This is a genomic window from Cupriavidus sp. 21MJTG02-4, from assembly GCF_057798975.1.
On record NZ_JBYOJP010000006.1, the window covers coordinates 388,305 to 405,841 of the forward strand.

A 17,537-nucleotide genomic window follows, 5' to 3' on the forward strand; every position below is an offset into this window, starting at 1 on the left:
ACGGAGACCGATATGCAAGCCGATATCAACCTGCAGGCCTGGCTGGAATCGCATGCCGCCAATGGCGTGACGATGATCGCCGCCTATGTCAGCGCGGCCCGCGAGGCGGATCTGCAGTACGACATCCGGCTGCGCAGCAGCGGGCAGGGCAACTCGTCGGCCGTTGCGCAGAGTGGCACGGTGCACGTGCAGCGGAACCAGCCCAGCCAGGTGTCCTCCATGGCGGTCACGCCGGTGCCGGGCGGCAAGTGTGAAGTGGGGCTGACGCTGCGGGACGGGAACACGGTGGTGGCACGGTACACGCTTGACTGCAGCGCAAAGTAAAACGGCCGGCGCAGGGCCGGCCGTTGTCCGTCGCGAGGATCGCAGCTACATCATGCGCCGCGAGAAATGCCCCGGTTCGGCATCCGACATCAGGTTCGAGAACTGGTCCATGCTCATGTGCACCAGTTCCTGGTGGTCACCCGCCTCGAAATAGACGTCGGGGTGTTTCATCAGGCTGTCGTCGACATAGGTCTGCATGCCATACGCCATGGCCACGGGCGGGATCGCGCCGAGGTCGCAGTCCTTGAAGACCTCGCGAATTTCGTCTTCATGCGCCAGCACCAGCTTGCGGCCGGTCTGCTCGCACAGCGCAGCCATGTGCAGGTGATGGTTCGACGGGATCACGGCGGCGACATAGCCATTCTCGTCTTCCAGCAGCAAAGTCTTGGCCAGGCGGTCTCCGGGTACGTGCGCAGCCTCGGCAGTGGCCATGCTGCTGAGGGTGTAGGGATGGTGGACGATGTCGTACTGCGTATTCTTGCTGCTCATGCAGCTCGCCAGCGTGCTTGCCAGGGCCATGATTGCTCCTCTGGATGCGAAGGCCGGTCGCTCCCGGGCAACCGGCGGGGACAAGGGTTTTCCTTGTGTACCTACTATAGACGGTGAGGTCAGCCCTGGCGTGGCGCGGCGCTATCGTGCAGCCGCGGCCACACGGCCTGGAGTTCGGCTTTCAGGAAGGTCAGCAGGCAGCGCGTGGCCAGCGTCTGGTACCGGTTGGGCATGGTCAGCATATAGAGCTTGCTGCCGAACACGCTGATGCGATAGCCGTCCAGCAGCGAGGTGAGCGCGCCGCTGGCCAGTTCGTCGCCAATGGCGTAGATCGGGAACAGCCCGATGCCCAGCCCGGCCATTACGCCTTCCTTCAGGAACGCGAAGTTGTCGGAACTGAGCGTGGGCTCCAGCACGACCTGCTCGCGCGCGGCGCCGCCATGCGGAGGCGTACCCGATACCTTCAGCTTCTGGCCCACCGGCGACGCGCACACCACCGCATGCCCGCCCAGTTCCGCCAATACCTTCGGCGCCGGATGTGCCGCCAGGTAGGCCGGTGCGCCGCAGACCACCCAGTCGACTTCGCCGATCTCTGTCGCCACCACCGAATCGGGCGGCGTGGAGATGATGCGCAAGGCCACGTCGACGTCTTCCGACACCAGGTTATGCACGCGGTTGTCGAACACCACGTCGAGCAGGATGTCGGGATAGCGCTGCTTGAACTGCACCAGCAGCGGCGACAGCATGGTGTGGCCGAGGCCGGTCGGCACCGACAGGCGCACATGGCCCTGCATGCTCTTGCCCATATTGCTGATGAGCGCATTGGCCGCCGCGACCTCGCCCAGGATATTGCGGCCGTGCTCATAGAGCCCGGCGCCCACGGGCGTGGGTTCTACGTGGCGCGTGGTCCGCCGCAGCAACTGGACGCCCAGTTCTTCTTCCAGCGCCTTCAGGTGGTAGCTGACATTGGCCCGCGTCATCTTGAGCTTGCGCGCGGCGGCGCTGAGGTTGCCGGCATCGACGATGTCGACGAACAGGCGCAGGGCGTTGAGATCCATGGATGGGGGAAGAAGGCGGTTCGGAGTGCGGGCTGCCGGCGGCAGCATCCGCACCCGTAGTGTGCCACGCGCAGCCGGCGACACCTGCCGCCGGCACGGCGTTCAGTGCTCGTGATGGAGGTACCTGGCCTGGCGCGGCAGGCGCAGGCTGACCAGGAAGGCAACCACCATCATGGCGGTGACATACCAGTAGAACGCGGTCTCGTGACCGACGGACTTGAGTCCCAGCGCCACGTATTCGGCCGTGCCGCCAAACGCCGCGTTGGCAATCGCATAGGCCAGGCCGACGCCAAGCGCCCGCACTTCGGCCGGGAACATTTCCGCCTTCACGATGCCGCTGATCGACGTATAGAAGCTGACGATGGCCAGTGCCACGGCAATCAGCACGAACGCCAGTTCCGGGCTCGACACGGTGCGCAGCGCAGTCAGGATCGGCACCGTGGCCAGCGCGCCCAGCGCGCCGAACAACAGCATGTTGCTGCGGCGGCCGATGCGGTCGGACAACGCGCCGAACACGGGCTGCATGCACATGTACAGGAACAGGCAGCCGGTCATCACATAGCTGGCCGTCTTGATCGACATGCCGGCCGTGTTGACCAGGTACTTCTGCATATACGTGGTGAAGGTGTAGAAGATCAGCGAGCCGCCGGCGGTATAGCCCAGCACGGTGAAGAAGGCGGCCTTGTGGTTGCGGAAGATCTCCGCGACGCTGCCGGCTTCCTTGCTGCCGCGCGTGGCCGCGGACGAGGTCTCGTGCAGCGTGCGGCGCAGGAACAGCGCCACCACCGCGGTGATCGCGCCGACCACGAACGGAATGCGCCAGCCCCAGGCCTTGAGTTCCGCGTCATCGAGCAGCTGCTGCAGGATCACCACCACCAGCACCGCCAGCAACTGGCCGCCGATCAGCGTGACGTACTGGAACGACGAGAAGAACCCGCGCCGTCCGCGCAGCGCCACCTCGCTCATATAAGTGGCCGTGGTGCCGTACTCGCCGCCAACCGACAAGCCCTGGATCAGGCGTGCGAGCAGCAGCAGCGCCGGCGCCCAGTTGCCGATGCTGGCATAAGTCGGCAGGCCGGCAATCAGCAGCGAGCCGAAGCACATCATCAGCACCGAGATCAGCATGGAGTTCTTGCGCCCATGCCGGTCGGCAATGGTGCCGAACAGCCAGCCGCCGATCGGCCGCATCAGGAAGCCGGCCGCGAACACGCCCGCGGTGTTCAGCAGCTGCGCGGTGGGATCGGCCTTGGGAAAGAACGATGGCGCGAAGTAAATCGCGCAGAACGCGTAGACGTAGAAGTCGAACCATTCGACGAGGTTGCCTGACGAGGCGGCAACGATGGCGAACACGCGTTTGCGCACCTCTTCGGGCGTAGGCGCGGCGGCCTGGTTGGAGTCGGCTGTGAGATCGGTCATTTTTTGTCTTGGCAATCAGGGAGCGGCGATGCACGGGGGGCGCGGGCCGCGATCAGCAGGGCCGCAGGCTGGCTCGCGCCATTGGAACGCCGCCAGGTTCCGGAGTGGGGCGGCGAGGGGAGGATGGGCGTCTGCCCGTGCTGGCTGGCGTGAATCCACGCACACTGCGGCGCGTTGATGGATGACAGCCTACCGCGATCAGGGACCGCTGCACACCCCGGCATGGTGCAGCAGTCTATTGCGCTGCAACATTTGTTACGTGGCGACGGGGCTGGCGGCGGATTGTCCCGTACCTTGGACACACTGTCTCGCTGGTGCGTCTCTGCCCCAACATGCCGGACCGCTTGAAACACGCGTGACGGTGGACAATGATGAGCCTGAGCGTCCCCACTTCCATGCCGATGTCCCCTTCCTTGCGCAGATGGCTGTGCCTGATGCTGCTCGTGGCGAGCGAGCCATCGTGGGCCCAGGACCTGGTCGAATGCAGGCGCATCGACAAGGAGCAACTGGCGTCCGCCAGCACCGAGACGCTGCTGTTCCTGCGCTGCCGCGCGCGCCGCATTGCCTACGAGGCCCCGCGGCTCAAAGGCGTGTCGCAGCGCGCCAGGGACGACGTCATGTTCGCGTGCCTGGACCAGGCCGATGCGGTCGAGCATCAGTTGCGCGTGCGGCATGGCTATACGCGCGAGTCCCTGGCGCGCGAACACTGCGAATAGCAGCCGGGAAGGCTGCCGCCACTCAGCGGATAAAGTTCCCGAGCCCCTCGTGGTCGTAGTACTCCAGCCACACCCGGTCGCTGGCAAAAGCCGCGCGCGAGATCGTGCCCGGGGTCGCGTTCTCGTTGTGGAGCGTGAAGGTGAAGACATCGCCGTCCCAGTGCGTCAGCGGCAACACCAGCGGCCTGGCACCGAGCGTCATCACCAGCGCGCCGCCTTGCTCGGCGACCTGCAGCGGCCCGTAGTAGTCGTTGCGATAGGTGCCGGTATAGGCCGACAGCGCGCGCGCCGGCAAGGGGTTGGCTGGCGGCGGCTGTCCCACCAGCTGGCCCTCGGGCCGCAACAGCGGTGCCAGGCCATTGCCGAAGATCTCGCCCCAGTCGCGGCGGAAGGCGCCGTACTGGACCAGGTCCAGGAACTGCGCGTTGAGCGTTTCCGGGATGCCGATCGGGTACCCGTTGGTCAGCGTGACGATGGCCAGCTTCAGCGCCGGCAGCGCGGTGAAGCTGGTCGCCGCACCGACCGCAAAGGCGCCCGAATGGCTGTAGGAGGTCAGGCCCAGCTCCGTCGTGCCGATGTTGAAGCCGTAGCCGTAGTAGCCCGCCGGGCGGCCATTGGCGGGCGGCGTGCTTTGCATCTGCTGGTCCAGCGCGGGCGCCAGGGCCGCGGCATCGACGATGTTCTGGCCGGCATAGTTGCCTTTGGCCAGCAGCATGGCGAGCCATTTCGCCATGTCGTTGACCGAGGAACTGACCCCGCCCGCGGGCGATTGCGCATCCGGCATGGTGCCCATGCCTTGCACCCAGCTGTCGTTGACTTTCACGTGGCCCAGCGCCCGGTTGTCGCGCGCGGCAAAGTCGGCATAGCGCGAACTGGTGCGGGTCATGCCCAGCGGCTGGTAGATGGCCTGTTCCGACAGCGTGGCCCAGTCGACGCCGGCCGCGGTCGCCACCGCTTCGGCCGCGGCGGTCATGCCGAAGTTGGTGTACGCGTAGACCGCGCGCAGCGGGTTCAGCGGCAAAAAGCGCAGGCGCGTGAGCACCTCGCGGCGATCGTAGCCCATGTCTTCGAGCCGGTCGCCGGCATGGTCGGGCAGCCCGGATCGATGCGCATAGAAATCGCCAACGGTGACGGCTTGCGTGGTGTCGGCCTCCGACAGCGCGAACCAGGGCAATTGCTGGATGACGGGCGTGTCCCAGCGGATGCTGCCGCGCCCGACCTGCCGCGCCACCACGGTGGCGCCGATCGGCTTGGACACCGAGGCCAGCTGGAACACGGTATCGGCGTCGACCGGCGCGGGGTCGCTCACCAGCCGGCGGCCGAAGCCCCTGGCGTAGACGGTCTGGTTGCCGCGCACCACGGCGACGGCCATGCCGGGCACCCCGGAACTGGCCATCAGGTTGGCGGCCAGCGTATCGACCTGGGCGATGGCCTGGGTGATCTGCGCTTCGGGCACCGGGCCGGGCTGCGGCGGCGGGTCGGTGTCGTCATGGCCGCCACAGGCGGGCAGGGCGGGCGCGAGCAGGCCGCTCAGCGCGGCTCCCAGGAAACGGCGACGGTCTTGTTGTTCGGCCACGGCGGCTCTCCTGGCGGGCAGGCGCTGCATGCGCCGGCAGATAGGAAGTACTGTAGGCGATGGGGCGTTGGCGGTGAGTGCGGTGCGCCGCATCAACGCGTCGGGGCAGGGAGGGAACTGGACTGCGGCGCCGGGCCGCAGACGCGCATCGGTGCGACAGCGCACTTACGGCTTCGCGCGCCGCTGCTCGCGGACGGTTCGCGGAATGGCGCTGCGCGGTACCCCGCTCATTCTTTGCGGTGGCGCGGCACCAGTCCCGCCGCCGCGACCGCGCGAGCCGCCAGCAGCGGCTTCGCATCCCTCACGGCATCCTGCGTGGCCCGCTGCAGCACGAATTCGCGAAAGCGCTGCGCGGCCGTGCGTGACGTGATTTCGCCATTCCAGACGGCCACCACCGGCTCGACGCGGGCATCCAGTTCGAAACGCAGCACCCGCGCCACCTTGGCCGATGTCAGTTGCGCCGCGATGCGCTCCGGAAATACCGACAGGTAGTGCCCGGTCTGCATCAGGCTCGCCGTGGCCGCGACATCGCTGGTGCGGATGCCGCGTGAAGGCGCGGGTGCGCCAAGCGCGTGAAAGGCCATCTGCAGCAAATGAAGCATGCGCGAGCCCGTGGCGGGGATGCACCATTGCTGCCCGGACAAGGCCTGCGCCGTGAGCTTGCGGCGCGCCAGCAGCGGGTGGTCCGGGCTGGCGACGACGACCACCTTCTGCGCCGGCACCACAGGCGTGCTGCGCAGCGCGGGCTGCGACAGGCGCGGATCGCCGTACGCGAACAGCAGGTCCAGCGAGCCGTGCAGCAATTGCTCGGCCAGTTCGCCGATGCCGCCTTCGATCACGCTGATCTCCACGCGCGGGTTGTCGCGGTAGAAGTCGCTCATGGCCTGCGCCAGGAACGGTTGCACCGACATGGTCCGGAACGCCAGCCGCAGTTCGCCCTGATTGCCCGCGCGCACCGCCTGCATGGACTCCGCCAGGCGTTCGAGCTGCGCCAGCAGCACCTGCGCATGGGCCGCCATTTCGCGTCCCGGCTCCGTCAGTTCAAGCCCTCGGCGCCCGCGCGCGAACAGTGCCATGCCGACGATGTCCTCGATCTCCGCGAGCGTTTTCGACACGGCAGCCGGACTGACATGGAAGCGCGTGGCAACTGCCGCCGCTGTCTGCATCTCGCCCAATGCCACGATGACGCGCAGGTGGCGCAGCTTCAGGCGGCCAAGCGGGAAACTGGCGGATTCGAGCGGATCGGCGGAAGGCATGGACGGCATATCGCGGCTTGATTGGAAGTTAACCATTTACTCAACTTGGCGACATTTTAATTCGCTTTTTGTGCAAGTCGAGTTGCCCTATAGTCGGCCGGGTCCGAAACGTTCAAGACGAGGCACCCAGACCTCGGAAGGAGACCGATGACCCGTACAACCCGATTTTCCGCCGTGCTTCGTGGTGCTTTCGCCGGCACGGCCCTGGTGGCGATGACGTATGCCGGTGCTGCCGCCGGCGCAGCGTGGCCCGACCGGCCCTTGCGCCTGGTGGTGCCGTTCCCGGCCGGTGGTTCCTACGACATCGTCGGCCGCACGCTGGCACGCAAGCTCGAAACGCGCCTCGGCCAGCCCGTGGTGGTGGAGAACATCGCGGGCGGCGCCACGGTGCCGGGCGCGCTGTCCGTGCTCAAGGAAAAGGCCGACGGCAATACGCTGCTGCTCGCGAGCGACGGCACGCTCAATATCAATCCGCACACGATCAAGGGCTTGCGCTACCGCCCGGACAGCGATTTCACGCCGGTCACCGTCCTGACTACGGTGCCGCACTGGATCATCACGCGCACGGACCGCAAGGAGACGAACCTGGCCGAGCTGACGACGTATATCCGCCAGCATCCGGGCAAGGTGTCGATCAGCATCAACACCGTTGGCGGCGCCGCGCATCTCGCGTTGGCGGACTGGAAGCGCCGCAACGGGCTGGACTTCACCATCGTGCCTTACCGTGGCTCGCCGCCGGCCATGGCGGACCTGATCGGGGGCCAGACCTATGCGCATGTCGACGTGATCGGCTCGTCCGTCAACTATGTCAGCGACGGCAAGGCCAGGCCGCTGGCCGCGTTGCAGGGCAAGCCCGTGGCGCAGTTCCCGAACCTGGCGTTGCAGAAGTCCGACAGCAAGGACGGCCTGCTGATCGGCGCCAACCTGTCGCTCGTCGTCAAGGCGGGCACGCCGCCCGAGACCATCGACCGTCTTTACAAGGAAGTGATGGCCAGCGTTCAGGAGCCTGACTTCCAGGCGCGGCTGCAGACGCTTGCGTACGAGTCCGTGCTGACGCCCCCGGCGGAAAGCCGCCGCTTCCTGCACGCGGAGACGCTGCGCTATGGCGCGATCGCGCGCAACGTCGATCTCGAAGCCAACTGATTCTCGCGGCACGCCCCGCACAGGAGTCCATACCATGCGTTTTGTCATTGCCCTGATGCGGCATGAAACCAATACCTTCTCGCCGATCGCGACACCGCTGCACGCCTTCAATCGCGGCAGCACCGATGGCCCCCTGCACGGCGATGACGCCGTGCGCGCTTGCCGCGGCACCAACAGCGCCGCGGCGGCCTTCATGGATCTGGTCGAACGCCAGGGCGACACGTTCGTGATGCCGCTGATGGCCAACGCGGTGCCCAGCGGGGTGGTCACGGCCGACGCGTTCGAGTCGATGGCGGCAACCATTGTCGCGGCGGTGCGTGAAGGCTGCGATGCGGTCATGCTCGACCTGCACGGCGCGATGGTGGCGGAGGGCTATCCCGATGCCGAAGGCGAACTGCTGGCGCGCATCCGTGCCGTGGCGCCCGATGTGCCGATTGCCGTCTCGCTCGACTTCCACGCGAACTTCAGCGCGGCGCTGATCGACAATGCCACCGTCATCGCGGGCTACTGCACTTATCCGCACGTCGACGTCTACGAGACCGGCGCCCGCGCCGCGCGCACGCTGATGGCCGCGCTGCGCGGCGAGGCCCGCCCGGTGATGCTGTGGCGCACGCTGCCGATGCTCACGCACATGCTGCGCCAGACCCCGCGCGAACAGCCGATGAAGGACATCATGGACCGCGCCATGGTCGCCGAGCGCGATGGCGAAGTGCTGAACGCATCGGTGTTCGGGGGCTTCCCGCTGGCCGACATTGCGCATACCGGGCTGACGGTCGTGATCGTCGCCGATGCCGACCGCGCCGAGGCAGGCCGCCGGCTGCTCGACGATCTGTGCGGCATGGCCTGGGAGCGCCGCGCCGATTTCGTGTTTCCGATCGAGCCGATGGAGGCCTCGATTGCGCGGGCGCGCAACGCCGAGGCAGGGCCGGTGATCCTGGTCGACCACGGCGACAACTGCGGCGCCGGTGGCCCGACCGACGAGATGACGGTGCTGGCCGAAGTGCTGCGGCAAGGACTGGAGGGCGTGGTGGCCGGGCCGTTCTGGGACCCGGCCGCGGTCGCGCAGCTGATCGATGCGGGCGTCGGCAGCACCGTGACGCTCGATGTCGGCGGCAAGACCGATATGCCGGCGCTGGGCCTGAAGGGCCGCCCGCTGGCGCTGACGGGCCGGGTCCAGTGCATCACCGACGGCAACTACCAGGTGACCGGCCCGATGTTCACGGGCATGAAGCTGAGCCTGGGCCGCACCGTCGTGCTGGACGTGGACGGCACGCTCGTGGTGGTATGCGAGAAGCCGCAGGAGCCGTTCGATACGGGCGTGTTCACGCACGCGGGCATCGACCTGTCGCGCCGCAAGTACGTGCTGATCAAGTCGCGCCAGCATTTCCGCGCGGGCTTCGAGCCGATTGCGAAGGACATCGTGCTGGTAGCAGGCCCCGGCGTCTGCAGCTCCGACTACAGCCTGTTCCCGTTCCGCAATCTGCGGCGCCCGATCTATCCGCTCGAAGCGGATACCACGCTGCAGGCCGCCTGAGCAAAGGAGCCAATATGCCGTTCCGAATCGTCCTGAAGCGCCTCGCGGCTGCTTTGAGCCTGGCCCTCGGCGTCAGCGCCGTACCCAATGCGGCCGCGGCCGCGGGCAGCGAAACCCCCACGCGCATCGTAGTCGGCTTCGCGGCCGGCGGTGCGCTCGATATCTTCGCGCGCACGCTGGCGGAGAAGCTGCGCGTATCGCTGAACACGCCGGTGCTGGTCGAGAACCGCCCGGGAGCTTCGGCGCGGCTGGCGCTGGACACGGTCAAGCGCGCGCACCCGGATGGAAAGACCGTGCTGATCTCGCCCGCTCCGCCGTTCACCATTTTTCCGCTGACCTACAAGCAACTGCCTTACGATCCCGACAAGGACCTTGTGCCGGTCGCATATCTGGCGGACGTGCCGCTGGTTGCGTCGACGGGGGCGGGCCAGCCCTATCGCACCATGCAGGAATACCTGGCGTGGGTGAAGCGCCAGCCGGCCAAGGGCGGTGTCGGGCTGGTCACGCTTGGCGGCACCATCCACTTCGGTGTGCTGACGCTGAGCAAGGAAATCGGCGTGCCGCTGTTGCCGACCGCTTACCGTGGCGCGGTGATGATGCTGACCGATGAGATCGGCGGGACGCTGCCGCTTGGTATCGATGCCGTTGGCGGCCAGATGGAGCTGTACCGCGCCGGCAAGATTCGCTTCCTTGGCGTCACCGGCACGAAGCGAACGTCATTGCTGCCCGATGTGCCGACGCTTGCCGAAGCCGGCGCACCGGGCTTTGAATTGGCATCGGGCTGGTACTCGGCCTTCGTCCCGGCGGGCACGCCGCCGGCGACTGTAGCGCAGCTCGAAAAGGCCTTGCTCGACGCGACCCGGTCGACGGATGTCCGCGAAAAGATGGCGGCCCTGGGCATGGAGGTGAACGGTCAATCGGGCGCCACGCTGCGCAAGATGATCCGCGACCAGCGTGCGCAGTGGAAGCCCGTGGTCGAGGCGTCGGGCTTCACGGCCAGCGATTGATGGCGGGAGGGGAGGTGACTACTCCCCCCTTGAAGCGGATACCACGCTGCAGGCCGCCTCGCACCCGGACAAAAAACTTCAAAATACGTCTTGTAATGAGATCGATTCCCATTTACTATGACATCACTGTCTGACGCAGCGGCAACGCAAACCAGACAAGCCGGCCAGCCTGGCGCCGTCGCGGTACGCGGCGAACCAGCCGGACTGCCGGAAAGAATTTCCGGATCGTCGCCAGCAGGCGGCATCCTGTTACCGACTTTTGTGGGGACCGCTCCGTAACGCGGAGCGTTTGGCAGTAGCCAGTCGCCGGATGGTCGGGAAAGCAACCAGACCCCGCTTTCCCGACCGCGTCATCCGTCGGCAAGCCAGGCCGCCTTTTTATTCCGCGCGCCGTACCGCACGGCGCCACGTCCGGGACGCACCGCAAGGGCGTTCCGGACGTCTTCCCGCCATTTCAGCCGTTTTCCCGACGCCGTCCACGGACGGCGCCCGCAGCCGCATGCCATGCCAACCGTGATGTCCGATCCTGCCCACCTCAAGCGCGCCGGCCTCAAGGCGACGTCGCCCCGCATGCGCGTCCTGGAGGTGTTCCGTACCTGCGAGCGGCGCCACCTGAGCGCCGAAGATGTCTACCGCATCCTGCTCGCGCAGGACGACGACGCCGGGCTCTCGACCGTGTACCGCGTGCTCAACCAGCTGGTGCAGGCCGACATTCTGCTGCGCCACAGCTTCGAGTCGGACCACGCGGTGTTCGAGCTCAACGAAGGCGGCCACCACGATCACCTGATCTGCGTGAACTGCGGACGCGTCGAGGAATTCCGGGACGAGAGGATCGAGCAGCGCCAGCGCCAGGTCGCGGCCGACAACGACTTCGCGCTGCGCGAGCACATGCTGGTCCTGTACGGCATCTGCCCCGAATGCCGGGCGGAAACGCCAGCCGGCTGACAGGCGCGGCGCGACCTCGCGGAGCCGATCATGGAGCGACTGCTCAAGCCCCTGTCCGAACTGAAGCGCCTGATCAACGTCTGCCTGCGCCAGGAGCCGGGCTGCCAGGACTGCCAGCTGCGCGCACTGTGCGTGCACCGGCCGGACCATACCGGCTGCAACTGGAGCGCCGAAGTGGATTTTCCCGAGCGCACCGAAGCCGATGCCGTGCGCAACCTGCGCCAGGCGCGGCGTGTGGTGATGCTGGTGCGCGAGCGCTACAACGTCGTCGCCAGCACCTGAATCTCTGCCTCTTCAGCCGCGCGCGGGCTTGGGTTGCGGTAGCGGCCGGGTCGGGCGCAGCACCATCCACACAGCGCCGCCGATCAGCGCGCCACCGGCCAGGTGCGCCCAGGACAGCGACTCGTTGAGGAACAGCGCGCCCCAGACAATGCCGAACGGCGGAATCAGGAACGTGACCGTCAGCGAGCGCACCGGGCCCAGATCGGCAATCAACCGGTAATAGAGGATATAGGCCAGCGCGGTGCAGACCACGCCGAGCCCGAACATGGCGCCCCACACCCCGGCGCCCGCATCGGGCAGCGTATTGTGCTGCGCCAGCGAGCCAATGCTGAACGGCAGCAGGAACAGCGTAGCCCCGACCAGGCTGCCGGCGGCGATCAGGCGGCTGTCCAGCCCGCCGCGTTCGGTGATCCAGCGCCGCGTCAGAAAGCCGGCCAACCCGTAGCAAGCCGTCGCCACCAGGCACGCCAGCGCGCCAAGCAGCACATCCACCGAAAACGCCACGGGCCCGGTGCGCGTGAGCACGGCCACGCCCGCAATGCCAAGCATCACGCCGGCCGCCTTGGCGCGCGTCAGGCGCTCGGCGAAAAACAGGGTGCCGATCAGCACACCCATCAGCGGCGTCATGGCGTTGAACACGGCGGAGTATCCCGCCGGCAGCCACAGCGCGGCAATGGCATACATGGCGAACGGAATACCGGAATTCACCACGCCCAGCGTGAGCACGGCCGGCCATTTGCCGCGCATGTCCCAGCGCAAGCCGAGCAAGGGCAGGCAGGCGGCGAGCGTGACCGCGCCAATCAGCACCCGCACGAAGGCAGCTGTCAACGGCCCCAGCACGGGCGCCCCGATACGGATAAACAGGAAGCTGGCGCCCCAGAGAGCGGCCAGGGCGAGCAGGCGGACAAGATCGACGGGTTTCATGGTCTGGCGTCTGGACATCGGCATGGCGAATTAAACGCTCATGCCCGGTTCAGCCGCAAGCCGTTTTCGGACGCGTTCATTTGGGGCGGCGAAACCGGTGCATCTCGCAAAATACGCATAAATCATCGTGGAAAGCGGCAGTTTCTTTCGTTTTTGCGAGGAAATCGGCCGATCCATTAGCACCCCTGCGACGTGACCTTGCAAGGAGCTTTCAGCGGCACCCCTCCATAGAGGGGGATATGCGACAGGCGCGTGACAACGGGACTTCGATCAAACTAAAATCTGGTCTGCGCCAGAGTTAATTGACCCCTCCGACGCATTCCCGACAAGCCGCCAGGAACCTGGCGGCTTCTTTTTTGCCGCAACCAGGCGCAAGCTTGGTATTTACCGGCATGCCTGCAAGTTGCCACGGCGATCCCGCCGGTCGCGCATGCTCCACATTGCATAACTTGCGTCAACCGGCCTTCACCGTTCCGCGTTGCCTGCGACATGAAACGACAGTTCCTGGGCTTGCTCGCCCGTGTTTACGTCCTGCAGTTCGCCATGGAAGTCCCAGCGACCGTGGCCATGCTCGCAGAAATGTTGATGGAATATGGCTTCCAGGTCGATATCGGCAGCGTGAGGCCGCTGTTGCGTGCCTTGCAGATGGAAGGCTACCTGCAGAGCGTATTGCGCGACGGCATCGGCCGCGTCTATCTGCTCACCGAGCTGGGCCGTGAAGAATTGCGGTCCAGCCGCGAGCGCATCGACGACCTGTACCGTCGCCTGCACGCGCCGGATACGGAAACCACGGCTCCGACACAAGCCTGAATCTTCCGCGCGCTTGCCGCGCAACGTCCCGGCCTGTCCGCGTGAGCGTAGCGTACCCATTTCTGCGCGACGCGGGCAGGCATGGGCGTGCCACCCCAACGCCATAAAAGATGCGCTGACCGGACATCGTCCCGGCCAGCGTATCGACGCGCCCTTGCCTGCGGCGCTTACTTCTTCTCCGCCTTCCCTTCGTAGCGCTTGCTCCACTCGCCCAGGATGCGATCGCGATTCGCGCTCGCCCACACGAAGTCATTCTTGATCAGGCGCTTTTCATAATCGGCCGGCAACAGTGCATCCGGCCTGGCAATGCCCGGAACGGCCAGCACGGCGAAGTTCTTCTCGTACAGGCCCATGGCCTCGCGCGAGGCCGAGAAGTCGGCCAGCCTGCGCGCCGCTTCCATGTTCTTCGTGCCCTTGATGATGGCCGTGGCCTCGATGTCCCAGCCCAGGCCTTCGCTCGGCAGCACGATATCGATCGGCGCGCCTTCCTTCTTCGACTTCATGGCGCGGTATTCGAACGCGATACCGATCGGGAACTCGCCTTGCGCGGCCATCTTGCACGGCTTGGAGCCCGAGTGCGTGTACAGGCCGATGTTCTTGTGCAGGGCATCCATATAGTCCCAGCCCTTCTTCTCGCCCATCATCTGCAGCCAGGCGCTGACGTCGAGGAAGCCGGTGCCCGACGAAGCGGGATGCGGCATCACGATCTTGCCCGCGTACACCGGCTTGGCCAGGTCCGCCCATGAAGCCGGCTTCGGCAGACCCTGCTTCTGCGCCTCGACGGTGTTGAAGCAGATGGCGGCGCCCCACACGTCCATGCCCACCCAGGCCGGCGGGTTGGCCGCGCTGCGGTATTGCGCGTCAATCGCGCCCAGGTTCTTCGGCGCGTACGGCTGCAGCATGCCTTCCTTGTCGAGGATGGCCAGGCTGGAGCCCGCCAGGCCCCACACGGCGTCGGCGTGCGGCGCGGCCTTTTCGGCCAGCAGCTTGGCCGTGACGATGCCGGTGGAGTCACGGACCCACTTGATCTCGATATCCGGGTTCGCCTTCTCGAACGCGGCCTTGTAGGCGGCGATCTGGTCGGCTTCCAGCGCGGTGTACACCGTCAGCACGGTAGCGGCGTGGGCCTGGGCGGCGGCAAGCAGCGCAAACGCTGCCACGGCCGTGGCGGTACGGGTGATGTGGAACATAGCTTCTCCTTTGGGGTAGGCGGATAGGTTCAGGCGGTCCGGCGCCAGGCCTGCGTGCGGCGCAGCCAGCCGGCCGAGGCGGCGTGCAGCAGCAGCGCCGCCACGATGGCGGTCAGCAGGATCAGCGTCGACATGGCGGCGGCCGGCGCGGTGTCGCCGGCGTCATCCATGTTCAGCACGGAGATCGCGGCCAGCACGGTGTCGGGGCTGTACAGGAAGATGACCGCCGAGACCGTGGTCATCGACGACACGAACAGGTAGCGGAAGATGTCGAGGATGGCCGGCAGGCAGATCGGCACGGTCACGCGCCAGCACGTCACCAGCGGCGCGACGCCCAGCGACAAGGCGGCGGCTTCGAATTCGGTGTCGAGCTGGCGCAGCGCGGCGGCCGCGGTCAGGTGGCCGGTGGTGTAGAAGTGCGCGACGTTGCAGAGCACCAGCAGCGCCATGGTCCCGTAAAGCGCGTGCAGCGGGTTGTCCGGGGCATTGAAGAAGAACACATAGCCCAGGCCCAGCACCAGTCCGGGCACCGCCATCGGCAGCAGGAAGCCGCCGCGCAGCACCGCATGCAGCCACGCCGGCCCGCGCGTGCGCTCGGTCAGCCAGGCGCCCAGGAAAATGATCGCCGCACCGGCGACGGCGGTCAGCAGCGACAGCTTCAGGCTGTTGCGATAGGCCAGCCAGCCGCCGCCGTCCATATTGTCGAAGTCGTAGTGCCCCAGCGTGAGCTGCAGGTTGTACGGCCACAGCTTCACCAGCGACGCACCCACCGCGGTCACCAGCACCGTCAGCAGCGCCGCGCTGGCGGCTGCCACCACCAGCAGGCACACCGCGTCGCGCACCTGGTCCGGCCCCGGCACATAGACCTGCGCGCGGCTGCCCATCTGCGCGCGCTGGCGGCGCTGCATGGCCATGTCGACGCCGAAGGTCAGCAGCGCCGGCAGCAGCAGCAACATGCCGATCAGCGCGCCGGTCTCGAACTTCTGCTGCCCGACCACGGCCTTGTAGGCCTCCAGCGCCAGCACCGGGTAGCCGCCGCCGACCACCTTGGGCACGCCGAAATCCGTGATGACGAGCGTCAGCACCAGGCACGCCGCGGCGAACAGGCCCTGGCGCGCGCCGGGTAGCGTCACCGTGCGGAAGACGCGCCACGGGCTGGCGCCCATGGCGCGCGCGGCCTCGTAGAGCCGCGCATCGGCCAGCGACAGCGTGGCGACCAGCACCATCAGCGCGTGCGGAAAGGTATAGAAGGCCTCGCCCAGCAGGATGCCCCAGAAGCCATAGATGCCGCCCGTGCCAAAAGCGTGCTTGAAGATGCCCTGGTTGCCGAACAGGTAGACCAGCGCGATGGCCGGCAGCAGCGACGGCGCGAACAGCGGCAGCAGCGCGATGCCGCGCCACAGCGGACGCGCGGCAATGCGCGAGCGCTGCAGCGCAAAGGCGAAGCCGAACGCCAGCGGCACCACCAGCGCCACCGTTGCCAGGGCGACCGCCACGCTGCGGCCCAGCAGTGGCACGAAATTGGGATTGGCCAGCAGTTCGGCCACGCGCACACCCAGCGCCCAGCGCCCCGCGCCGTCAAACCATGCCTGGCGGAACAGCGCCATCAACGGCAGCACCAGCGCCACGGCTATACCGGCCAGCCACAGCCACTTCATCGCGGATGGCGCGCGATGGGCCGCGTCCGTCCCCCTGCCATGGCGCGGTGCGGCGACAGCGTCCGCCGGGCCGATGGCGGGCATGCCGGCGGTATCGTGCGCGGCGCGGCTCATGCGAACACCCGCAGCGCCGCGGCCGGCAGCGAAATCCAGAACTTCTGCGTGCCCGCGCCGGGCAGCCGGTGGCGTTCGTCGCGCGGCACATCGGCGAACAGGATCATGCCGGGCAGGCGCTCGGCCTCCAGCGCGACGCGATAGCGGCTACCCAGGAAGGTATGGTCCACCACGCGGGCCAGCAGACGGTTGGCGTCGCCGTCGGCGGCGTTCAGGCGCACGGCCTCGGGGCGGCAGCACACGCGGCCGGACTCCGGCATGCCGTCGGGCGCTGCCACATCCAGGTCGACGGCGAAGCTGCCATCGCCCACCACGAACCGGCCCGCGTCGCCGCGCCGGCCCGGCAGCCAGTTGGCCTGCCCGACAAAGTTTGCGACGAAGGCCGAGGCGGGCTGCTCGTAGATTTGCGCGGGCGTGCCGGCCTGCACGATGCGCCCGCCATCCATCACGGCGATGTGGTCGGCCATTGCCATGGCCTCTTCCTGGTCATGGGTGACCATCACCGTCGTGATGTTGAGCCGGCGCTGTAGCTGGCGCAGTTCGGTGCGCAGGTGCTCGCGCACGCGCGCATCCAGCGCCGACATCGGCTCGTCGAGCAGCAGCAGCGACGGCGCGGGCGCCAGCGCGCGGGCCAGCGCCACGCGCTGCTGCTGGCCGCCGGACAACTGGCCGGGGTACTTGTGTTCACTGCCGGGCAGCCCGATCAGGTCGAGCATTTCCGCAACGCGCGCGTCGCGGTGCGCGCGGCCCATGCCGCGGCCATGCAGGCCATAGGCCACGTTCTCGGCCACCGTCAGGTTGGGAAACAGCGCGTAGGACTGGAACAGGATGCCGTAGTCGCGCGCTTGCGGCGGCAAACTGGTCAGCTCCCGCCCACCCGCGTGGACCCGCCCCGCATCCTGGCGCTCCAGACCGGCGATGATGCGCAGCAGCGTGCTCTTGCCACAGCCAGAGGGGCCCAGCAGGCACAGCAGTTCACCCTGCCCGACAGACAGCGAAACGCCATCCAGCGCAGCAAACGCGCCAAAGCGCTTGCTGATCCCTTCCACCGCCAGGAACACCCGGCCCTCCCCGGGCTTGCCTGCCTGCATCACG

The 17,537-nt window shown here is 67.3% G+C and carries 17 protein-coding genes; 8 read left to right on the top strand and 9 right to left on the bottom strand.

Features of this window, described 5'->3' with window-relative positions; translation table 11 throughout:
• Positions 1-12 precede the first annotated feature (12 nt).
• Positions 13-324, top strand: coding sequence for a curli-like amyloid fiber formation chaperone CsgH (gene csgH, locus AC3FKH_RS15480; protein WP_488676746.1), 312 nt, complete (start codon positions 13-15; stop codon positions 322-324).
• Positions 325-369: 45 nt separating this feature from the next.
• On the opposite strand, the gene AC3FKH_RS15485 is transcribed toward csgH, so the two are convergent.
• The 3 genes from AC3FKH_RS15485 to AC3FKH_RS15495 form a co-directional block, all read right to left on the bottom strand.
• On the bottom strand, positions 370-843 hold the full coding sequence (locus tag AC3FKH_RS15485) for an aminoacyl-tRNA deacylase (protein ID WP_483712679.1): 474 nt from the start codon (positions 841-843) through the stop codon (positions 370-372).
• Positions 844-932: 89 nt separating this feature from the next.
• The gene (locus AC3FKH_RS15490; protein ID WP_488676747.1) at positions 933-1,871 is read right to left on the bottom strand and encodes a LysR family transcriptional regulator; all 939 of its coding nucleotides are present in this window, start codon (positions 1,869-1,871) and stop codon (positions 933-935) included.
• Between the two features lie 102 nt (positions 1,872-1,973).
• Positions 1,974-3,287 (bottom strand): MFS family transporter, encoded by a 1,314-nt coding sequence (locus AC3FKH_RS15495; RefSeq protein WP_488676748.1) that lies wholly within the window; start codon positions 3,285-3,287, stop codon positions 1,974-1,976.
• A gap of 434 nt (positions 3,288-3,721) precedes the next feature.
• Here AC3FKH_RS15495 and AC3FKH_RS15500 point away from each other — a divergent pair, with 434 nt between their 5' ends.
• Positions 3,722-4,003: a hypothetical protein gene (locus AC3FKH_RS15500; protein ID WP_488676807.1), complete on the top strand. Its 282-nt coding sequence runs from the start codon at positions 3,722-3,724 to the stop codon at positions 4,001-4,003.
• Between the two features lie 22 nt (positions 4,004-4,025).
• Here the strand turns inward: AC3FKH_RS15500 and AC3FKH_RS15505 are convergent, their stop codons facing one another.
• Together AC3FKH_RS15505 and AC3FKH_RS15510 are read right to left on the bottom strand one after the other, a co-directional pair.
• A complete protein-coding gene (locus tag AC3FKH_RS15505; RefSeq protein ID WP_488676749.1) occupies positions 4,026-5,579 on the bottom strand; it encodes a serine hydrolase in 1,554 nt (517 codons plus the stop codon).
• Positions 5,580-5,806: 227 nt separating this feature from the next.
• Entirely contained in the window at positions 5,807-6,835 is a 1,029-nt protein-coding gene (locus AC3FKH_RS15510; RefSeq protein ID WP_488676750.1) for a LysR family transcriptional regulator, read from the bottom strand.
• A 147-nt stretch (positions 6,836-6,982) separates the two neighbouring features.
• Between AC3FKH_RS15510 and AC3FKH_RS15515 the strand changes: the two genes are divergently transcribed.
• From AC3FKH_RS15515 to AC3FKH_RS15535, 5 genes are all read left to right on the top strand, one after another.
• The gene (locus AC3FKH_RS15515) at positions 6,983-7,978 is read left to right on the top strand and encodes a Bug family tripartite tricarboxylate transporter substrate binding protein (protein WP_488676751.1); all 996 of its coding nucleotides are present in this window, start codon (positions 6,983-6,985) and stop codon (positions 7,976-7,978) included.
• A gap of 34 nt (positions 7,979-8,012) precedes the next feature.
• Positions 8,013-9,512, top strand: a complete 1,500-nt coding sequence (locus tag AC3FKH_RS15520) for a M81 family metallopeptidase (protein ID WP_488676752.1) — start codon at positions 8,013-8,015, stop codon at positions 9,510-9,512.
• Between the two features lie 14 nt (positions 9,513-9,526).
• Entirely contained in the window at positions 9,527-10,519 is a 993-nt protein-coding gene (locus AC3FKH_RS15525) for a tripartite tricarboxylate transporter substrate-binding protein (RefSeq protein WP_488676753.1), read from the top strand.
• A 504-nt stretch (positions 10,520-11,023) separates the two neighbouring features.
• Entirely contained in the window at positions 11,024-11,464 is a 441-nt protein-coding gene (gene fur / locus AC3FKH_RS15530) for a ferric iron uptake transcriptional regulator (protein ID WP_488676754.1), read from the top strand.
• A 30-nt stretch (positions 11,465-11,494) separates the two neighbouring features.
• Complete coding sequence (locus AC3FKH_RS15535) at positions 11,495-11,746, top strand: hypothetical protein (protein WP_488676755.1); 252 nt, start codon at positions 11,495-11,497, stop codon at positions 11,744-11,746.
• Positions 11,747-11,758: 12 nt separating this feature from the next.
• Here AC3FKH_RS15535 and AC3FKH_RS15540 read toward each other — a convergent pair whose 3' ends face one another.
• Entirely contained in the window at positions 11,759-12,670 is a 912-nt protein-coding gene (locus AC3FKH_RS15540) for a DMT family transporter (RefSeq protein ID WP_488676756.1), read from the bottom strand.
• A gap of 489 nt (positions 12,671-13,159) precedes the next feature.
• Between AC3FKH_RS15540 and AC3FKH_RS15545 the strand changes: the two genes are divergently transcribed.
• On the top strand, positions 13,160-13,480 hold the full coding sequence (locus AC3FKH_RS15545; RefSeq protein WP_488676757.1) for a PadR family transcriptional regulator: 321 nt from the start codon (positions 13,160-13,162) through the stop codon (positions 13,478-13,480).
• Between the two features lie 167 nt (positions 13,481-13,647).
• Here the strand turns inward: AC3FKH_RS15545 and AC3FKH_RS15550 are convergent, their stop codons facing one another.
• The 3 genes from AC3FKH_RS15550 to AC3FKH_RS15560 are packed head-to-tail and all read right to left on the bottom strand — an operon-like array spanning position 13,648 to position 17,533.
• Positions 13,648-14,670: a putative 2-aminoethylphosphonate ABC transporter substrate-binding protein gene (locus AC3FKH_RS15550; protein ID WP_488676758.1), complete on the bottom strand. Its 1,023-nt coding sequence runs from the start codon at positions 14,668-14,670 to the stop codon at positions 13,648-13,650.
• Between the two features lie 29 nt (positions 14,671-14,699).
• Positions 14,700-16,442, bottom strand: a complete 1,743-nt coding sequence (locus AC3FKH_RS15555) for a putative 2-aminoethylphosphonate ABC transporter permease subunit (protein ID WP_488676759.1) — start codon at positions 16,440-16,442, stop codon at positions 14,700-14,702.
• A complete protein-coding gene (locus AC3FKH_RS15560) occupies positions 16,439-17,533 on the bottom strand; it encodes a putative 2-aminoethylphosphonate ABC transporter ATP-binding protein (RefSeq protein ID WP_488676760.1) in 1,095 nt (364 codons plus the stop codon). The genes AC3FKH_RS15555 and AC3FKH_RS15560 overlap by 4 nt, the downstream gene beginning before the upstream one ends.
• Positions 17,534-17,537 lie beyond the last annotated feature (4 nt).